Here is an 18,502-nt window from a genome sequence, read left to right as displayed (position 1 = left end):
AAAACCAACCGATGTCACTGGTCGAGGAACGACCGCAATTTGCGCGAGCGGCTTGGATGTTTCAACTTGCGCAACGCCTTCGCCTCGATTTGACGAATACGTTCGCGGGTCACGCTGAACTGCTGCCCGACTTCTTCCAGCGTGTGATCGGTGTTCATGCCAATGCCAAACCGCATCCGCAGAACCCGTTCTTCGCGTGGCGTCAAAGAGGCCAAAACCCGCGTGGTGGTTTCCTTCAGGTTTTCCTGAATAGCGCTGTCCAGCGGCAGAATCGCGTTCTTGTCTTCGATGAAATCGCCAAGCTGGCTGTCTTCCTCGTCGCCGATCGGAGTTTCCAAGGAAATCGGTTCCTTGGCGATCTTCATCACCTTGCGCACCTTTTCCAGCGGCATTTGCAGCTTTTCGGCCAGCTCTTCCGGTGTCGGCTCGCGGCCAATCTCGTGCAGCATCTGCCGACCCGTGCGGACCAGCTTGTTGATCGTCTCGATCATATGCACCGGAATACGGATGGTGCGGGCCTGATCGGCGATCGAGCGCGTGATCGCCTGACGGATCCACCACGTCGCGTAAGTGCTGAATTTATAGCCGCGCCGATATTCAAACTTATCGACTGCTTTCATCAGACCAATGTTGCCTTCCTGAATAAGATCAAGGAATTGCAAACCGCGGTTGGTGTATTTCTTGGCAATCGAGATCACCAAACGCAAGTTGGCCTCGACCATTTCCTTCTTGGCCTGACGGGCTTCTTTCTCGCCCTTCTGCACTTGGTTCACGATGCGGCGGAATTCTGAAATATCCACGCCGATATAGGTGCCGACCCGCGCCATATCCGCGCGCAGCTCTTCAACCTTTTCGCGCGACCGCTCCATCAGCGCCTGCCAACCACGGCCCGATTTCGCAGCCATCCGGTCCAGCCACGACGGATCAAGCTCGTAGCCCTGATATTCGTCGATGAATTCGCGGCGGTTGATGCGGGCCGCATCGGCCAGCTTCACCATGCCCGAATTGATCGTCATGATGCTGCGGTTGATGCCGTAAAGCTGGTCGATCAGCGCTTCAATCCGGTTATTGTGCAGATGAAGCTCGTTCACCAACACCACGATTTCGCTGCGCAGTTTCTGATAAGCCGCTTCTTCGGTGGCCGAGAACCGCGATTTCTCGGACAAAGTCGCCGACATCCGCAGATCCTGCATTTCCGACAGCTTGCCGTAATCGCGCGCGATCAGATCCAGCGTTTCCAGCACTTTCGGCTTCAACGCAGCTTCCATCGCCGCCAACGACATCGAGGCGCCATCATCCTCGTCTTCGTCGTCATCCGAGCGCATCAGCGGATTGCCGTCAGCGTCCAACTCAGGCTCATCGCCACCCGCACGACGCGGAGCCGCCTCGACATCGACGCCTTCCAGATCGGCGCCAACCAGACCTTCTTCGCCATCCAAAGACCGCCCGAAAGTGGCCTCAAGATCAATCACATCGCGCAGCAGAATGTCTTCCGACAAAAGTTCGTCGCGCCAGATGATGATAGCCTGGAACGTCAGCGGGCTTTCGCAAAGCCCCGCGATCATCGTGTTGCGGCCAGCCTCGATCCGCTTGGCAATCGCAATCTCGCCTTCACGCGACAGCAACTCAACGCTGCCCATCTCGCGCAGATACATCCGCACCGGGTCGTCGGTGCGATCCAGTGCCTCTGTCGTGGTGGTCACCACCGCGACATCGCGCGCGCCCGACGCGGTTTCCACCAGATCGCCGCCGACGACAGCCTCGCCCTCTTCCACGTCTTCGTCTTCAATGACGTTGATGCCCATTTCGGACAGCATCGACATCACATCTTCGATCTGCTCGGACGACACCTGCTCGGGCGGCATCACATGATTGAGCTGTTCGTAGGTGATGTAGCCCCGCTCGCGCGCGTCGGCGATCATCTTCTTGACGGCCGCTTGGCTCATATCAAGGGAAACATCCGCTTCATCGGCTTCGGGTTTGCCGTCGTCGGTGTCTTTCGAGGCCATGAACATTCCTTGGTCAAAACGAGGTGGGCGGGTGGTTTTAGGCGAATCACAGGCAGTCAATCGAATCAATAGCGCGAATCACGGCGGGGGAAAGCCGAATCAGTCATATTCCCCTGATCTAACGCTTGGGTGCGTCCTTACTGAACTGGATGCTGTCCCACAAGTTGCGCGCGCCCTCCAGCTCATCCTTATCCATCTGCACGCCATTGCTGGCGAGAACCGCTTCGGCCGTCTTGCCTTTCGGGCCAGCAGACGCACTGAACCGCGCCACATTGGCTTGTGCAATCCGCCAGGTCAGACCCTCATCGGCAAGGCCTTCGATGTCCTCCATCGCTTCGGCGATCTCGCGTCGCGCCCCCCGGCTGGCCTCCAGATGGGCCAAACCTTCGGCAATGCAAAACTCGGCAAGATCGCTGTCAGCGCGGTTTCTCACTGGCGGCGCGATCTGAACATGGGGGCGCGACAGCAAAGCATCAAGTGCAGCGGGCGCTGCCTGTTGAATTTGGTCATAAAGTCTGGCGGCTTCTGCATCATGGCCAATCAACAACTGTTGGCGCAAATCGTGATGGCCCGCGCCGATCAAATCCATCCGCTCCAACGACGTCTCAAAGCGGCGGATCAAGTGCGGATGAAAGATCAAGGCGGCCAGAATAACCGCCTCGCGCAGAACCTCTTCAGCGCGTTCGGGCGCTGCTGCCAGCGTGGAATCCTTGGTCGAGGCCACGGGCGGCATCTCAATCGTCGGCCCAAAGCGGCCCTTCTGCCCCGGCGCGCGGGGCACAAACGGCTTGGCAGTTCGGCCACGCTGACCGAACAATTCAAGGCGTAACTGCCTGATATCCTCGCCATAATGGCTGCGGATCGACGGATCAGTGATGCGCTTCAGATGCACGCGCAGCGATTTGTCCAAAGCCGCCTTGCGCTCGGGGCTGTCGAACTGCTTGCCCTCGATTTCACGCTGCCACAGCAGCTTGACCATCGGCACAGCGCCGTCCAGCACCGCCTTCATCGCGGCCGCACCCTGCGCCTTGATAAGATCATCCGGGTCCATCCCCCCCGGCATCACCGCAAAACGCAGGCCCTTGCCCGCCTCCAGCAGCGGCAAAGCCAGATCAATCACCCGCAACGCCGCCCTTATCCCTGCCGTATCGCCGTCCAGTGCGATGATCGGCTCGTCGGAAATCCGCCACATCAGCCGCAACTGATCTTCCGTCACCGCCGTGCCCAGCGGCGCGACCGAGGCTTTGAACCCGGCCTCAGACAGGGCGATCACGTCCATATAGCCCTCGGCCACCACCAAAGCGGCCCCCTTGCCCGAGGCTTCCCGCGCCGGCGCATGGTTGAACAGATTGCGGCCCTTGTCGAACAGCTCTGTCTCCGGCCCGTTCAGGTATTTCGCCCGCGCGTTCGGGTCCATCGCCCGCCCGCCCAGCGAAATCGCCCGGCCCCGGCCATCGCGAATCGGAAAAATGATCCGCCCCCGAAAGCGATCATAGGGAGCGCCGCCATCATCCGGTTTTGCACAAACGCCGGAAGCCACAATCAAATCATCCGCCACGCCCTTTTGCCGTAGCGCCAGATACAAGGCCTGCCGCTGATCGGGCGCAAAGCCGATCTCCCAGCGCTCCTGCGCCTCAACCGACAAACCACGCTTGGCCAGATAGGCCCGCGCGTCTGACGCCGCCGAGGTGCGCAGTTGCAGCCGAAACCACTTCACCGCCTCTTCCATCACCTCAACCAGCTGCGTGCGCCTGTCCGCCACTTGCGCCGCCCGAGGATCGCGCGCAGGCATCGGCATGCCCGCTTCCCGCGCCAAAACCTCCACCGCCTCCATGAAGCTGAGATTGTCGCTTTCCTTGATAAACGTCACCGCGTCGCCTTTGGCATGACAGCCAAAGCAATAATAAAACCCTTTGCGATCATCGACGTGGAAGCTGGCGGATTTTTCCTGATGGAACGGGCAAGGTGCCCACATGTCGCCCTTGCCCTGATTGGATTTGCGCGGGTCCCATGTCACTTTCCTGCCCACAATCGAGGACAGCGAGACGCGGGTGCGCAGTTCGTCAAGGAAACCGGGTGGTAGACTCATGCCCTGTTATATCAGGTCAGACACCCGGCCTGTCCAGTAGCGCCCGACAGGCTATTTCACCTGTTCTTAAATATCCCCGCCGGAGGCTTCCGACGCCAGCGGCAAGCGGCTCCGGTGGACAAAACTTAACAAAGTATGAATCTGGCACCGATAACCCGTTGATTCATATAGAACACGGCTTTTGTCCACGCGTGGACAAAAGCCTCACCCCAGCAAATCCCGCATCACCTGATGGAAAATCCCCACCCCCGGCGCGATCAGCGCATCGGGAAAATCATAGTCCGGGTTATGCAGGGCCGGATGCCCCTCCCCCACGCCCAGAAACAACATCGCCGACCGCGTGCCACCCTGCCCAAACCGCCCGAAATCCTCAGACGCCCGCATCGGCAGATCGCCCTCATCGTGGGCCATCCCCAAGGCGTCCAACGCGCGGGCAAGATGCGCCACCGCCTGCGCATCATTGACCGAGGCCGCGAAATCATCGTGATGCCTGAACCGGATGCCAAGCCCCTGCCCCGCAGCCTCCGCCCGCGCCAGATCCATCGCAGCCTGACGCAAGGCCGCCATCTGACCATCTTCCATCGTGCGCAACGTGACCCACAGCTCGGCCTCTCCGGGCGCAATCCCGAACGCCGCCTCCCCCAACCGCGCATGGGTGATCGTGACCAACCGATAGTCCGGCCCAAGCGGCCCCACCTGCCCCAAAGCCGCAATTGCCGGGATCAGCCGCGCCAAAGCCAGCGCAGGCGACAGCCCGGTTTCCGGCAAAGACGCATGCGCGGTCTTGCCCGTCAGCGTGATCTTCAACCCTTGGCTGGCGCAATTCACCGCCCCCGCCTTCAGCGCCGACACCCCAAACGGCAGACCCGGCATGTTGTGGATCGCAAACGCCCAATCGGGACGCAGCGCTGCAAAGCGTGGGTCAGCAACCACCGCCGCAGCACCCGAGCCATCTTCCTCTGCCGGTTGGAACATCAGCACCACCCGCCCCCGCGCAGGTCGCGCCCGCGCAATCAGCCGCCCCAAACCTAACAGCAAAGTCATATGGCCGTCATGTCCACACAGATGCCCCTTACCGGGGATGGTCGAGCGGTGGCCTACCTCAGACAATTCCTCAATCGGCAAAGCATCCAACTCGGCGCGGAACATCAGCGTTGGGCCGGCACTCAGCCCATTGAACACCGCCGCCACGCCATGACCGCCAAGCCCCGTCACCACCTGATCGGCGCCCAGTGGAGCCAAAGCCTGCACAATCCGCGCCGCTGTCGCAGTTTCGTGGCGCGACACTTCCGGGAAACGGTGCAGCTCTTGCCTGAACGCCGTCAAATCGGCCAGATCGCCCTGCGTCAGCATCACGCCGCCCGCGCCGCCAAGGTTTTCAGGGCCACTTCGATCTCATGCCACGCGGTCCGCGCCATCGAGCGGAACAGCATCAGCCGGAAGCCATCCTCGGCCACCCGCATGAGCACCATCGACATATGATACAGCGGCGTTCGGGCCGCAGCACCGACCGGAAACGCCGCCAGCCGCATATCCATCGGCACATAGCGTGCCAGGGCTTCGACCGCCAAAGGCCCCTGCAACGACAGGCTAACCCAGCCGCCAGATTGATCGGTCACCGCTGCAAGGCCGCCCAAATCCGGGCAATCCGCCCCGATCAGAAACGCCTGCTCACGCCCAGCCCAGGCAATCAGCGCGCCATCTTTCTCGGCAAAGCTGTTCACCGCCGGAAAGCCAAAGCCCAACGGCAGCAGCGCCTGCCCCACCGCCAATTCCTGCCCCGGATAGGGCGCGATGGAACGCACCGCGCCATGATCGATCTCGGCAAGCGTCGTCCCCGCCACCACCAGCTTTTTCCCCGCCAAAGCGGTCTTTGCGATCAGTTCAGGCACGCAACTTCTCCCCGTCTTTGTCGTGGAACACCGGATCACAGACCTCGGCCAACACATCAATATCGCGCAGACGGTCGATCACCCGCACCGTCTCGCCATGCCGCGCCCGCCCGTTGACCAAGAAGCCCAACCCCAGATCGCGGTCGAACATCGGCGAATAGCCGACCGAGCTGATATGGCCTTGGCTGTTCACCCGGCTCAGATCCGCGCCCGGAATGAACAGATGCGCGCCCGAGGTGATTTTCTGCGCCGACAGTGGCTTCAGCCCGACCATCTGCGCGCGTTCCGGCCCATGCAGACCGGGCCGCGTCGAGGCCAGCTTGCCGATGCAATCTTTCTTGGCCGACACCATCTTCGCCGCACCAATATCGAACGCCGTCACCCGGCCATCAATCTCGGCATGAGTGATCAGGCCCTTTTCGATGCGCAACACGTTCAAGGCTTCCATGCCATAAGGCCCGCCGCCCATGGTTTCGGCCCGCGCCACAAGATCACGGAACAACGCCTCGCCGTAGCGCGTCGGCACCGCAATCTCATAGCCTTCCTCACCCGAAAAGCTGATGCGGAACAGCCGCGCCGCAACGCCGCCCACCGACACAGTGCCCGCCGCCATGAATGGGAAATCCCCCAAGGGCTGATCGAGATAGCCGTTCAGCAATGCGCGCGCCTGTGGCCCCGCCACCGCAAACTGCGCCCAGCTTTCGGTGACAGAGATAAACCGCACATCCCAATCGGCACATTCGCTTTGATGCACGAAATCCAAGTGCCGCATCACCAGACCCGCCGCCGCCGTCGTGGTGGTCATCAGATAGTGATTTTCGCCCAAACGCGCGGTGGTGCCATCGTCCAGCACATAGCCATCCGCCCGCAGCATCAAGCCATAGCGCACGCGCCCCACCGCCAAGGTGCTAAACATGCTGGTATAAACCAGATCAAGGAAGCGCCCTGCATCCTTGCCCTGAATGTCAATCTTACCCAAGGTCGAGACATCGCAAACCCCAACCGCGCCGCGCACATACCCGATCTCGCGGTTACACGACTCCAGCCATGTCGTCTCACCCGGCTTTGGGAAATAGCTGGGGCGATACCACAACCCGGCCTCGATCATCGGCGCACCGCGGTCGCGGCTGGCCTGATCCGAGGTCAGGAAGCGTTGCGGCGCAAAGCCTGCACCGCGCCCGCCCGCGCCCATGACAGCAATCGAGGTCGGAATGAACGGCGGCCTAAAGGTCGTTGTCCCAGTCTCGGGTATTCCCCGCCCGGTGGTATCGGCCAGCACCGCCAGCGCGCCCACGTTCGAGTTCTTGCCCTGATCCGGCGCCATGCCTTGCGTGGTGTAGCGCTTCATATGCTCGACAGAAGAATACCCCTCCTGCGCCGCCAGCTTCACATCCTTGGTCGTCACATCATTGGCAAAATCAAGCCAAGCCCGCCCCTTGCCTGCAACCTGCCACAGCGGGGCGATCACATAAGGCATCCCTTCGGCAGTCGGCAAAGCCGCATTGGCCGCAGCCACGCCCAGCGCCGCCAAAGCCGCGCGCGCCGCCGCAGCACCTTCGGTCAGACAGGTCAAAGTGTCAAACGCGCCATTGCACGCCCCTGCCGCCGTCAGGTTCGGCACCGCATCGGCCAAAGGCACAAAGGCCGCCAAAGACGCCTCCCACCGGGGCCGCCCGTTCAGATGGCAGGTGATATGCAGCGTCGGATTCCAGCCCCCCGACACCGCCAAAAGGTCGGTTTCCAGCGCAAACTCGCCGCCAACATGGGTGCCGGAAATCGCACGCAGCCCCAAACGCCCTTTGGTATCCGTCACTTGCGCGCCCAGATAGACCGGGCAATCCTCCACCGCCGACGCGTCGCTGCGGCTGTCCAAAATCGCAGCCACCGAAACCCCCGCCGCCATCAACTGCCGCGCCACCGCCCGCGCGCCGTCATTGTTGGCAAACAGAGTGACGCGCTTGCCCGGCACCACGCCAAACTTGTTCAGATAAGACTGCACGGCGCTCGCCAGCATGATCCCCGGCCGATCGTTCATCGGAAACGCGATCGAGCGCTCCAACGCCCCCGCCGCCAGCACAGTCCGCGCCGCCGTGATCCGCCAGAAACACTCGCGCGGCAGATCAGGACGCGGGCCTTTGTGCAAACCAACCCGTTCAACCGCCGAATACTGGCCGCCGTCGTAAGCCCCGGTCACCGTGGTGCGCGGCATGATGCGCACATTCGGGCACGCGCGCAACTCAGCCTCAACCGCCGCCACCCATTCCGCCGCAGGCTTGCCATCCAGATGCGCGTCATCACTCAGCAACCGCCCGCCCAGCAGGCGATCTTCCTCGCACAGGATCACATCCACGCCCGCCCGCGCCGCCTCAAGCGCCGCCATCAGACCCGCCGGACCCGATCCGATCACCAACAGATCGCAGAACGCAAAAGCCTTTTCGTAATGCCCCTCGTCATGCTTGCCGGACAGAGAGCCAAGCCCCGCCGCCCGCCGAATGATCGGCTCGTAAATCGCCTCCCAAAACGCACGCGGCCACATGAAGGTCTTGTAGTAAAATCCCGCCGACAGGAACGGCGACACCATATCGTTCACCGCCATCACATCAAAGCGCAACGACGGCCAGCGGTTCTGGCTGCGGGTGTTCAGCCCCTCAAAAATCTCTTGCACCGTGGCGCGGACGTTCGGGGTCTGGTTGCTGGTGCCCACAACCTCGATCATCGCATTGGGTTCTTCCGAACCAGCCGTCAGAACCCCGCGCGGGCGGTGATATTTGAACGACCGGCCCACCAGCTTGACCCCATTGGCGAGCAGTGCCGATGCCACCGTGTCGCCCTTGAAGCCCTGATAGGTCTTGCCATCAAACTTGAAATTCACCGGCTTTGAGCGGTCAATCAGCCCCTTACCTGCAATCCGCATGATCAGGCCCCCTTCTTCTTGGCGACGAGTTCCGATCCCAGAACCTCGTGGCTGACCGTGTTGCGCGTGACCACCATCCAAGCCCCACATCCCGCCTCGTGATACCAGACATCCCGCGTCACCCCCGCCGGATTGTCACGCAGGAACAACTGGTTATCCAGATCGTCGATGCTGCCCTGATCCGAGGGCCGCTTCAGATAATCTTCCGATCCATAGTAGTAAAACTCACGCCGATCACGGCTGCCGCACAGAGGGCAAGGTATACGCATGTCTGTCTCCCTCAGTGCAAATTATGTTGGCTGCCGGTGGCTTCTTCATCCATCACATGCCCGGTGCGGAAACGGTCCAGACGGAAGCGCCGGGCAACCTCGTGAGGCTCTCCGGTGGCCATCAGATGCGCCATGCACCAGCCCGACGCCGGAGCCGCCTTGAAGCCGCCATAGTTCCAGCCCGCATCGACAAACAGTCCCTCGATATGGGTTTTGTCAATGATCGGGCTGCCATCCACCGACATATCCATGATCCCGCCCCAAGACCGCAGCACCTTGGCGCGGCCAATCATCGGCATCAAAGTCATCGCGGCTTCCATCACATGTTCAACCATCGGCAGGTTGCCCCGCGCGGCGTAGCTTGCGTAGAAATCGAGATCACCGCCGAACACCAAGCCGCCCTTGTCGGACTGGCTGATATAAAAATGCCCCATCCCGAACGAGATCACGGAATCAATGATCGGCTTCAGCCCTTCGGTGACAAACGCCTGCAACACATGGCTTTCAATCGGCAACCGCATCCCCGCCATTGCCGCGACCTGAGACGAGCGCCCCGCCACCAGCATGCCGACCTTCTTCGCCCGGATCGCGCCGCGCGTGGTCTGCACGCCCTTGACGACGCCGTTTTCAATATCAATGCCAGTGACTTCGCAATTCTGGATCAGATCAACCCCACGCCGATCCGCCCCGCGCGCATAGCCCCAAGCCACCGCATCATGCCGCGCCGTGCCGCCCCGCTTGTGCATCAATCCGCCATAGATCGGGAACCGCGTCTGCGCGAAATCCAAATAGGGCGCGAAATCCTTGACCTGATCCAGAGTCCACAACTCCGCATCATCGCCCTGATTGATCATCGCATTTCCGCGCCGCGCCAGCGTATCGCGCTGGCCATCCGAATGTGCCAAAATCAACTGGCCGCGCTGCGAGTGCATGACGTTATAGTTCAGCTCGGCCTCAAGCCCTTCCCACAGCTTCAACGAATGGCTGTAGAACTCGCTGTTGCCCGGCATGTAATAATTCGCCCGCACAATCGTGGTGTTGCGCCCGATATTGCCGCTGCCCAGATAGCCCTTCTCCAACACTGCGATGTTGGTAAGCCCGTGGTTTTTCGCCAGATAATAGGCGGTCGACAGCCCGTGCCCGCCACCACCAATGATGATCGCATCATATTCGGCTTTCGGAGCCGGATTGCGCCAAGCAGGGCCCCAGCCTTTGTTGCCGAACAACCCTTCGGTGATCACCTTTAACCCGGAATAACGCATGAGGGGCTCCTGACATAGCTTGCGGGCAAGTGAACCCGCTTTGCAGGCGTTATTCAACAGCCAAACCCGAATAACTGAGCCATCCGCGACAAATCGTGTCGCAAGTCTTGCAAGCCATCGGTGTTTCACATTGGTCTAAATACTCCCGCCGGAGGCTCTTGCTGTGACAACAGAAGCCTCCGGCGGGAGTATTTTTGCCAGTATGAAAGCCCTTACAGACCCTTTGACTTATAGGTCGCAGCAATCCGGCTGATCGAGACGATATACGCCGCCACCCGCAGATCGCCGACCTCGGGCCGACCGTGCCAGATTTCGCGCATCGCCTGATAGGCCGTGCGCATGGTATCATCCAAGCCTGATCGCACCAGCGCCAACTCGTCCGAGCCTTGCAGGAACTTCTTCTTGAAATCCGGCGTCAACTCCCACCCCAGATGTTGGTCGTTCGACAACCGCTCCAATTCTTCGACCAGCAGGCGCGAGCGGGATTCTTCGGCGCGGCGTTGCATGCGGCCAAAGCGGATATGCGACAGGTTCTTCACCCATTCAAAATAAGACACCGTCACGCCGCCCGCGTTGGCATACATATCGGGGATGATCACGCAGCCTTTGGCGCGCAAAACTTCGTCCGCGCCGTAGGTGATCGGGCCGTTCGCGGCCTCGATGATCAATGGCGCTTGGATCCGTGCCGCATTGCCAAGGTTGATCACACCTTCCAGCGCCGCCGGGATCAGGATGTCGCAGGCCATTTCCAGCACCTTGGCACCATCAACGACATGCTGCGCTTTGGGATAGCCTGCCAGCATACCGCCGCTGCTGTTCATCCATTGCCGCACGTCTTCCACGTCTATGCCCGCTTCATTCACCAAAGCACCGTCGCGCTCGATGATGGCAACCACTTTGGCACCGTCTTCTTCTGACAAAAACTTCGCGGCATGATAGCCAACGTTGCCCAATCCCTGCACCACCACCCGTTTGCCGTCGAGATCACCGGAAAGCCCGGCGATGGCCGCGTCTTCGGGGTTACGGAAGAACTCACGCAAGGCATATTGCACGCCGCGCCCGGTCGCCTCGACGCGGCCTTGGATCCCCCCTGCATGCGGCGGCTTGCCGGTCACGCAGGCCTTGGCGTTGATGTCGGTGGTGTTCATCCGTGCATATTGATCGGCAATCCATGCCATCTCGCGCTCTCCGGTGCCCATATCCGGGGCGGGCACGTTTTGCGCCGGGTGGATCAGGTCGCGTTTGATCAGCTCGTAGGCAAAGCGGCGGGTGATCTGTTCCAGCTCGTGTTCGTCCCAAGCGCGCGGATCAATGCAGAGGCCACCCTTGGAGCCACCGAACGGCGTTTCCACCAGCGCGCATTTATAGGTCATCAGCGCGGCCAAAGCTTCAACCTCGTCCTGATTGACGCCCAGAGAATAGCGGATGCCCCCCTTCACAGGTTCCATATGTTCGGAATGAACCGAGCGGTAGCCAACGAAGGTTTCGATCTTGCCGCGCAAGCGGACGCCAAAGCGCACGGTATAGGTGGAGTTACAGACCCGGATTTTCTCCTGAAGACCCGGGCCAAGGTCCATCAGCGCGGTCGCCCGCCGAAACATCATATCTACAGATTCCCGAAAGCTCGGCTCGCCTGCAACGCTCATCATCATCCTCCCTGAATACCGTCTCTCCCCGGCAAAGCGCATGTCACGCTTGCCCCGAACTTACTGCCGTTTGATTAACAAAACAGCACACATTCTAGCCGAATTTGAGCAGCTTTTGACCGAAAGTGATTCGCGATTAGACAATTTGGGCGATAGTTGGGCAGAACGCACAATCTATGCGTGTGCCGATTATCCCGGGCCGTAAAACAGTCTGATCGCGGCATGCTCAGTGTTTCCAGCGCGGCCCACAATGCCCCCGGCTTGCCAAGGTTGCCACATTTCTGCCATAACTTCTGGGCAGCAAAGTGGCGAAAGGATGTGTTTGCGGGGGCAGCATCCAAGTCGTCTGGTTAAGGATTGTATCATGAGTTTTGCCCCCTCTGCCCGCGCGAATTCGCGCAAACTGCTTAACGCCGCCCTGCGGTTTCGCCGCGACGAAGACGGCGCGCTGATCATCTTTGGTCTGGTGCTGTTCTTGTTGATGGCGATGATGGGCGGGGTCGCAATCGATGTCATGCGCTACGAAGCCGTGCGCACCAATCTGCAAAACAGCTTGGACCGCTGCACCCTGATGGCGGCAAGCCTCGATCAGCGGCTTGACCCCGAAAGTGTGGTTGATGACTGCATCGCCAAAGCTGGCTTTGCCGAAAATCTCGAAAGCGTCGAGGTGGTGCAATCCCTGAACGCGCGCAGTGTCGTGGCCAACGGCCGTGTCGACACCAAACCGTTCTTTCTGCACATGATCGGCATCAATGAATTTGACGCATTGGGGGCTTCCGGTGCCCAGCAGATGATCACCAATGTCGAGATTTCGCTGGTGTTGGACGTGTCAGGCTCGATGGCGGGCGCAAAGCTGGCCAATCTGAAGGTCGCTGCCGCCGAATTCGTCGATAACATGCTGGCCAACGATCCGAACCACCGCATTTCGATCTCGATCGTGCCTTACAACGCGCAGGTCAATCTGGGCTCTGTGCTGCGCGCCAAATATCAGGCGACCAATCTGCACGGCGTGGCCGATGTGAACTGCCTAGAGCTGCCAACCTCGGTCTTCAACGCCCCCGGCATCCCGCGCAACATCAATCTGCCGATGATGGCCTATGCCGATTATGCCTATGGCACCAATCAGACCAATGCGGCTGTCTCGCCGACTGGCAGCTACGCGCTGCCGAATTACAGCAATGTGTTCTGCACCAAAGCGCCGTCGAACATTGTGCGCCTGCCCAGCCAGAACGCCACCGCTCTGAAATCGCAGATCAACGGTCTGGTCGCTGGCGGCAACACTTCGATCACCTTGGGGATGAAATGGGGTCTGGCCCTGCTCGATCCGTCGGCGCGCGGCATGTACAGTGAGTTGATCGGCGCAAACCAGATGGGCGCAAACCTGTCGGGCCGCCCATTTGCCTACACCGACCCCGAGTCGATCAAGGTCGTCGTGCTGATGACCGATGGCGACCATGTCGCCCACGCGCGCATTGTCGACAGCTACAAGACCGGGCCGACCAGCGCCAAAACCAACACCATCTTCAAAAGCACCACCGACGGACAGTATTCGGTCTATTATCCCACCCGTGCGGGCAACAAATACTGGGTGCCGCATCTCAGCACTTGGTCTGCAACGCCTTATCCTTCCGTGGCCAACAGCCGGGCACAGGATTGGCAAGACATCTGGAGCAATCTGAAAGCCAGCTATGTCGCATGGCAATTCTTTGCCCGTCCCCAAGGCGCAACCTCATCCGACCGTACCACCATCTATAACAACAAGATGAGCGATATGGCGCAGACCTATGCTTCGGTGGCCGGGATGAACAACTCGCTGCAACAAAGCTGCACCCTTGCCAAGCAAAACAATGTGCTGGTCTATGGCATCGCGTTTGAAGCCCCACCCGGCGGCCAAGCCCAGATTTCGCAATGCGCCAGCTCGGAGTCGTATTACTTCGACGCGCAGAACGGCACAGAAATCAGAGCGGCCTTCCGCACCATCGCCTCAAATCTCAGCCAGCTGAAACTTACGCAGTAGTCCATGCCCTCCCTCAATGCTCCCGGCCTGATCTGGTCCGGGGGCAGCATTTCCCGTCTGACACAATTCGCACGCCCCCGTCTCATCGTATCTGGAACGGCGCAACTGCCATGCCCCATCCCGCCAAAACACCCGATTCGCTCAATGCTACTTGGCCAAGCAGCCCTGTTAACCAATACAACCACAGGGTGAGTAGCCCTTACAACCCCCTTTTCGCTTTCATCAACAATCCCGCCAATCAAGGCAGATTGTTCAGAAATTCCGCGCATCCGCCACATCCTGCACACATTCCAAACCGCCCAAGCCTTAGTTTTGCCCCAGCCCACGCGCCATATGCGGCTTCGTTAGAGGTTTCTTTGTCTTGTCACCCGGTGTCACCCGCCGCCCGTGCCAAGCAGGAGTTGGGATATGATCAGCGCAATGCTTGGAAATCAGCGTCAGCACGACCGCAAAGCCCGCAATGCGGTGTTGCAAAGGTTCTGGGCGGCGCAGGATGGCACGCTGACCATGCTGGCGCTTTGTCTGTTCATGCTGATGGTGATGATGGGGGGCCTCGCGGTTGACCTGATGCGCTACGAGCAAAAACGCACCACTCTGCAAAACACCCTTGACCGCGCCACGCTGGCCTCGGCCGCATTGACCCAAGAGCTTGATCCGGAATCCGTGGTCCGCGACTATATCGGCAAAGCCGGGATGACGAGCTATCTCAAAGGCGTCACCGTCAGCGAGGGCTTGAACTTCCGCAACGTCGAAGCGGATGCGTCGGCGGCGACGGACCCCTATTTCCTGCATCTGATCGGTCAAAAAGAGATGGACGCCAGCGGCCACTCGATGGCTGAACAGCGCGTCAACAATGTCGAGATCATGCTGGTGCTCGACGTGTCCGGCTCGATGGCCTCGAACAGCAAGTTGGTCAACCTCAAGGTCGCCGCAAAGGAATTTGTCGATACCGTGCTGTCCAGCGACGCCGATCACAAAATCTCGGTGGGTCTGGTGCCGTTCAACGGTCAGGTCAACATTGGCGCAGACCTGCGGTCTAAATTCACCAACCTCAGCGATGATCCGGCAGTCACCAACGTGCAATGCGTTGACATGCCCAGCAACGTCTATAACTCGACCGCGCTGCCCACCAGCACGGCGATGTCGATGACCGCGCATGCCGATACCTATTCCTCCACCAATCAGGTGACATCTTACGTTGCCTTTAACGATACGAACTATGGCATCGGCTACAGTGCCAGCTACAACGCCGGCAACGTCTGGTGTCCGCCGGTTGGCGGCAACATCATCCGCTTGCCAACGCAAACCATCGCAACGCTGAAAACGCAGATCGACGGGCTGAGTGCGGTTGGCGCAACCTCGATCAACGCCGGGCTGAAATGGGGGCTGGCCCTGATGGATCCGGCGGCTCAGACGATGTACACCCAGTTCATCACCGCCAAGAAAATGCCGTCGACTTTGGCAGGCCGCCCGTTTGGCTTCACCGACCCCGAGTCGATGAAGGTGATCGTGCTGATGACCGATGGCGAGCATTTCGCAGAAGAGCGCGTGAACACTGCCTATAAATCCGGTCTCTCCCCGATCTATAAAAGCGTGAATGACGGTCTGTACTCGATCCGCCACACCACGGGCCGCCCGACAACCGCTGGCACCAACCAGTATTGGGTGCCGTCGCAAAACGCTTGGCAAGCCGGACCTTGGACCAACAATAAAACCACTGGCGCTGTGCAGCAAACCTGGCCGCAGGTCTGGTCACAGATGCGTCTCAGCTATGTGGCGTGGCAATTGTATGCACGGGCCTTGGGCACCAACCCGACCACGCGCACCACCCAATTCAACACTGCAATGACCGCGTTTCGCAGCCAGACTCCCACCGGAACGATGGACAGTCAGTTGCAACAGATCTGCACCTTGGCGAAAAACCAGCGCGTGATCGTCTATGGCATCGCGTTCGAGGCACCGACCGCCGGGCAGACCCAGATTCGCAACTGCGCAACCTCGACCGCGCATTATTTCAACGCAGCGGGCCTGCAGATCCGCACCGCCTTCCGTGCCATCGCCAGTAACATCAGCCAGTTGAGATTGACCCAATGACCCGCCCGATCTCTCGTATCATCACCCGCTTACGCGACGCTTTCCGGCGCGAAGACGGCACCGCGGCGCTTGAGTTCGTGATCTCGGTGCCGCTGCTGCTGATGATCTTCATGGCTTCGTTTGAAAGCGGCCTGATGATGACGCGTAAAATCATGCTGGAACAATCGGTAGACCGCACCATGCGCGAATTGCGGCTGGGTCACTACCCGCTGGCCGATGCCGCGTTGCTGAAAACCGAAATCTGCAACCGCACGGTAATCTTCAAGGACTGTAACGCCAACATCCTGATCGAGATGACCCGGGTCAGCACCTCAACCTGGGTGATGCCTTCGACTGGCGTGCAATGCGTTGACCGCGCCGAGGATGTCCAGCCCGTGACAGCCCTGCAGATCGGCCAACAGAATGACGTCATGCTGGTGCGCGTCTGCATCGTGCAGGATGCGATGTTCCCCACCACCGGCATCGGCCTTGGCCTGCCGAAAGACGGCAAGGGCGGCTACGGCGTCGTCGCGGTTTCAGCTTTCGTCACAGAACCGACCTAAGGATAGTCAGATGCGTGCGCTCCGTAACATGTTCCGCCGATTTGGCCGCGATGAAAATGGCGCGGTGATGGTCGAAGCGATCATCGTGCTGCCCATGATGCTGTGGGCCTATCTTGCCCTGTTCGTGTATTGGGACGCCTATCGCTCAGTCAACACCGCGCAAAAGGCATCCTACACGATTTCTGACATGATCTCGCGTGAGATGAACACCGTGCCGCTGCCGACCACCTATGTCCCCGGCATGCGCACCCTGATGCGCTATCTGGTGGACAATGATCAGACCGTGAAAATCCGCGTCACCTCGGTGGCATGGTCAGAAACCAATCACCGCTTTGAAGTGGATTGGTCTCGCTCACCCGATAACGCAATGGTGCAGCTGACCACTGCGTCGATTGCCACCCTTGCGACCCGCATCCCCGCGATGGCCGATGGCGACCGCGCGATCCTTGTCGAAACCGAGGTGACCTATCGTCCCGCCTTCAACGTCGGCGTGGGCAATGACGTGATCAAGCAGTTCATCGTCACCCGCCCGCGCTTTGTGCCCAAGCTGTGCATGACAGGGGTGACCTGCTCCTGATCGCCAAGCGCGATCAGGCCCCACCCTCGCAAATCCGCACAGAACACCTGTGCAGGCGCTGCTTGTCGCAGCACGGCCCTGCCTCTACCTTTGCAGCAACCGCCAGCAAAGGAGCCACCGATGTCCCTCCGCCCCGTTCTCAGCCAAACCACCGCACAGCCGCATGTCGAAGGCGCGGGCGTGCATCTGCACCGCGCCTTTGGCTTTGCCGACCCCAGCCAGTTCGACCCGTTCCTGCTGTTCGACGATTTCCGGGGTGACTCCCCGCGCGACTATATCGCAGGCTTTCCCTGGCATCCGCATCGCGGCATTGAAACCATAACCTATGTGCTGTCCGGTGCGGTTGAACATGGCGACAGCCTTGGCAATCGCGGCACGCTGAAGGGCGGCGATGTGCAATGGATGACCGCAGGCTCCGGCATCCTGCATCAGGAAATGCCAAAGGGGAACGCCAAAGGCCAGATGCACGGCTTTCAGCTCTGGGCCAACCTGCCCAAAGCGCTCAAGATGACCAAGCCGCGCTATCAGGATGTCAAAGCCAATGACATCCCCGAAATCATGGATGATGACGGCTCGATAGTGAAAGTGATCGTCGGCAGCTTCTGGGGCAAAACCGGTCCGGTCGATGGCATCGCCGCCGATCCGCAATATCTCGATGTGTTTGTGCCGCCCGAGCGCAAAAAGACCTTCAAGATCGACACCCGCCGCCATGCCTTTGCCTATATCTTTGAAGGCGCTGGCAAATTCGCCGACAGCTCGCGCCCGCGCGGCGTGCTGCTGGAAAAGGAATACAAGGGCGAGGAACTCAATATCCGCGATCTTTCCGGCAACCGAACCCTGATAGAATTCGGCAAAGGCGACGAGATCACCGTGCAGGCGGGCCCGAACGGCATCCGCTTTCTGCTGGTCTCAGGCGCGCCGATCCAGGAACCTGTGGCTTGGCACGGCCCGATCGTCATGAACACCAAGGCCGAGTTGCAACAAGCCATGGCCGAACTGCGCAACGGCACATTTATCAAGCCCGCGCATTAGCGGGCAGCCTGCGCATTAGCGGGCAGCCTGCGCCTCAACAGACACCCCCCGCGCCCCCGCACCCCACGCCGCCCCGGACTTGATCCGGGGCCTCACCCTCCCCCACCAACCCACCGATCAACCCCCACGCACCGTGACGCGTAGTGCCAGCCCGCCAAA

Annotated in this window: 13 protein-coding genes; 5 read left to right on the top strand and 8 right to left on the bottom strand. The window is 60.2% G+C overall.

The genetic code is table 11. The features are described 5' to 3' along the window. Positions 1 to 14 precede the first annotated feature (14 nt). From rpoD to QQJ98_RS09850, 8 genes are all read right to left on the bottom strand, one after another. The gene (rpoD, locus tag QQJ98_RS09885; RefSeq protein WP_284325165.1) at positions 15 to 2,009 is read right to left on the bottom strand and encodes an RNA polymerase sigma factor RpoD; all 1,995 of its coding nucleotides are present in this window, start codon (positions 2,007 to 2,009) and stop codon (positions 15 to 17) included. Positions 2,010 to 2,127: 118 nt separating this feature from the next. Then, on the bottom strand, positions 2,128 to 4,098 hold the full coding sequence (dnaG, locus tag QQJ98_RS09880) for a DNA primase (protein ID WP_284325164.1): 1,971 nt from the start codon (positions 4,096 to 4,098) through the stop codon (positions 2,128 to 2,130). Positions 4,099 to 4,302: 204 nt separating this feature from the next. Next, entirely contained in the window at positions 4,303 to 5,451 is a 1,149-nt protein-coding gene (locus QQJ98_RS09875) for an amidohydrolase (protein WP_284325163.1), read from the bottom strand. Next, positions 5,451 to 5,990, bottom strand: coding sequence for a sarcosine oxidase subunit gamma (locus QQJ98_RS09870; protein ID WP_284325162.1), 540 nt, complete (start codon positions 5,988 to 5,990; stop codon positions 5,451 to 5,453). Before QQJ98_RS09870 ends, QQJ98_RS09875 begins: the two co-directional genes overlap by 1 nt. Then, the gene (locus QQJ98_RS09865) at positions 5,983 to 8,904 is read right to left on the bottom strand and encodes a sarcosine oxidase subunit alpha family protein (RefSeq protein ID WP_284325161.1); all 2,922 of its coding nucleotides are present in this window, start codon (positions 8,902 to 8,904) and stop codon (positions 5,983 to 5,985) included. The genes QQJ98_RS09870 and QQJ98_RS09865 overlap by 8 nt, the downstream gene beginning before the upstream one ends. A gap of 2 nt (positions 8,905 to 8,906) precedes the next feature. Further along, positions 8,907 to 9,173 carry a sarcosine oxidase subunit delta gene (locus tag QQJ98_RS09860; RefSeq protein WP_284325160.1) on the bottom strand — a complete coding sequence of 89 codons (267 nt, stop codon included), beginning with the start codon at positions 9,171 to 9,173 and terminating at the stop codon, positions 8,907 to 8,909. 11 nt (positions 9,174 to 9,184) lie between these two features. Next, positions 9,185 to 10,435, bottom strand: coding sequence for a sarcosine oxidase subunit beta family protein (locus tag QQJ98_RS09855; RefSeq protein ID WP_284325159.1), 1,251 nt, complete (start codon positions 10,433 to 10,435; stop codon positions 9,185 to 9,187). A gap of 212 nt (positions 10,436 to 10,647) precedes the next feature. Then, positions 10,648 to 12,081: a Glu/Leu/Phe/Val family dehydrogenase gene (locus tag QQJ98_RS09850; protein ID WP_284325158.1), complete on the bottom strand. Its 1,434-nt coding sequence runs from the start codon at positions 12,079 to 12,081 to the stop codon at positions 10,648 to 10,650. Between the two features lie 364 nt (positions 12,082 to 12,445). On the opposite strand from QQJ98_RS09850, the gene QQJ98_RS09845 reads away from it, so the two are divergent. The 5 genes from QQJ98_RS09845 to QQJ98_RS09825 all read left to right on the top strand — a co-directional run bounded on the left by QQJ98_RS09845 (position 12,446) and on the right by QQJ98_RS09825 (position 18,343). Continuing rightward, complete coding sequence (locus tag QQJ98_RS09845) at positions 12,446 to 14,098, top strand: pilus assembly protein TadG-related protein (RefSeq protein ID WP_284325157.1); 1,653 nt, start codon at positions 12,446 to 12,448, stop codon at positions 14,096 to 14,098. A gap of 408 nt (positions 14,099 to 14,506) precedes the next feature. Then, complete coding sequence (locus tag QQJ98_RS09840; RefSeq protein WP_284325156.1) at positions 14,507 to 16,192, top strand: TadE/TadG family type IV pilus assembly protein; 1,686 nt, start codon at positions 14,507 to 14,509, stop codon at positions 16,190 to 16,192. Beyond that, entirely contained in the window at positions 16,189 to 16,734 is a 546-nt protein-coding gene (locus QQJ98_RS09835; RefSeq protein WP_284325155.1) for a TadE/TadG family type IV pilus assembly protein, read from the top strand. Before QQJ98_RS09840 ends, QQJ98_RS09835 begins: the two co-directional genes overlap by 4 nt. Before the next feature lie 10 nt (positions 16,735 to 16,744). Further along, positions 16,745 to 17,311, top strand: a complete 567-nt coding sequence (locus QQJ98_RS09830; protein WP_284325154.1) for a TadE/TadG family type IV pilus assembly protein — start codon at positions 16,745 to 16,747, stop codon at positions 17,309 to 17,311. Between the two features lie 120 nt (positions 17,312 to 17,431). Continuing rightward, positions 17,432 to 18,343 (top strand): pirin family protein, encoded by a 912-nt coding sequence (locus tag QQJ98_RS09825; protein WP_284325153.1) that lies wholly within the window; start codon positions 17,432 to 17,434, stop codon positions 18,341 to 18,343. The last annotated feature ends 159 nt before the right edge of the window (positions 18,344 to 18,502 follow it).

This window comes from Cypionkella aquatica (assembly GCF_030161095.1).
Taxonomy (GTDB): domain Bacteria; phylum Pseudomonadota; class Alphaproteobacteria; order Rhodobacterales; family Rhodobacteraceae; genus Cypionkella; species Cypionkella aquatica.
This window is presented reverse-complemented; position numbering and strand designations above follow the sequence as displayed.

Excerpts from the sequence above, each read along its gene's own strand:
- rpoD (WP_284325165.1), bottom strand. The coding sequence starts at position 2,009 with ATGGCCTCGAAAGACACCGACGACGGCAAACCCGAAGCCGATGAAGCG.
- dnaG (WP_284325164.1), bottom strand. The coding sequence starts at position 4,098 with ATGAGTCTACCACCCGGTTTCCTTGACGAACTGCGCACCCGCGTCTCG.
- QQJ98_RS09875 (WP_284325163.1), bottom strand. The coding sequence starts at position 5,451 with ATGCTGACGCAGGGCGATCTGGCCGATTTGACGGCGTTCAGGCAAGAG.
- QQJ98_RS09865 (WP_284325161.1), bottom strand. The coding sequence starts at position 8,904 with ATGCGGATTGCAGGTAAGGGGCTGATTGACCGCTCAAAGCCGGTGAAT.
- QQJ98_RS09860 (WP_284325160.1), bottom strand. The coding sequence starts at position 9,173 with ATGCGTATACCTTGCCCTCTGTGCGGCAGCCGTGATCGGCGTGAGTTT.
- QQJ98_RS09855 (WP_284325159.1), bottom strand. The coding sequence starts at position 10,435 with ATGCGTTATTCCGGGTTAAAGGTGATCACCGAAGGGTTGTTCGGCAAC.
- QQJ98_RS09850 (WP_284325158.1), bottom strand. The coding sequence starts at position 12,081 with ATGAGCGTTGCAGGCGAGCCGAGCTTTCGGGAATCTGTAGATATGATG.
- QQJ98_RS09845 (WP_284325157.1), top strand. The coding sequence starts at position 12,446 with ATGAGTTTTGCCCCCTCTGCCCGCGCGAATTCGCGCAAACTGCTTAAC.
- QQJ98_RS09840 (WP_284325156.1), top strand. The coding sequence starts at position 14,507 with ATGATCAGCGCAATGCTTGGAAATCAGCGTCAGCACGACCGCAAAGCC.
- QQJ98_RS09835 (WP_284325155.1), top strand. The coding sequence starts at position 16,189 with ATGACCCGCCCGATCTCTCGTATCATCACCCGCTTACGCGACGCTTTC.
- QQJ98_RS09830 (WP_284325154.1), top strand. The coding sequence starts at position 16,745 with ATGCGTGCGCTCCGTAACATGTTCCGCCGATTTGGCCGCGATGAAAAT.
- QQJ98_RS09825 (WP_284325153.1), top strand. The coding sequence starts at position 17,432 with ATGTCCCTCCGCCCCGTTCTCAGCCAAACCACCGCACAGCCGCATGTC.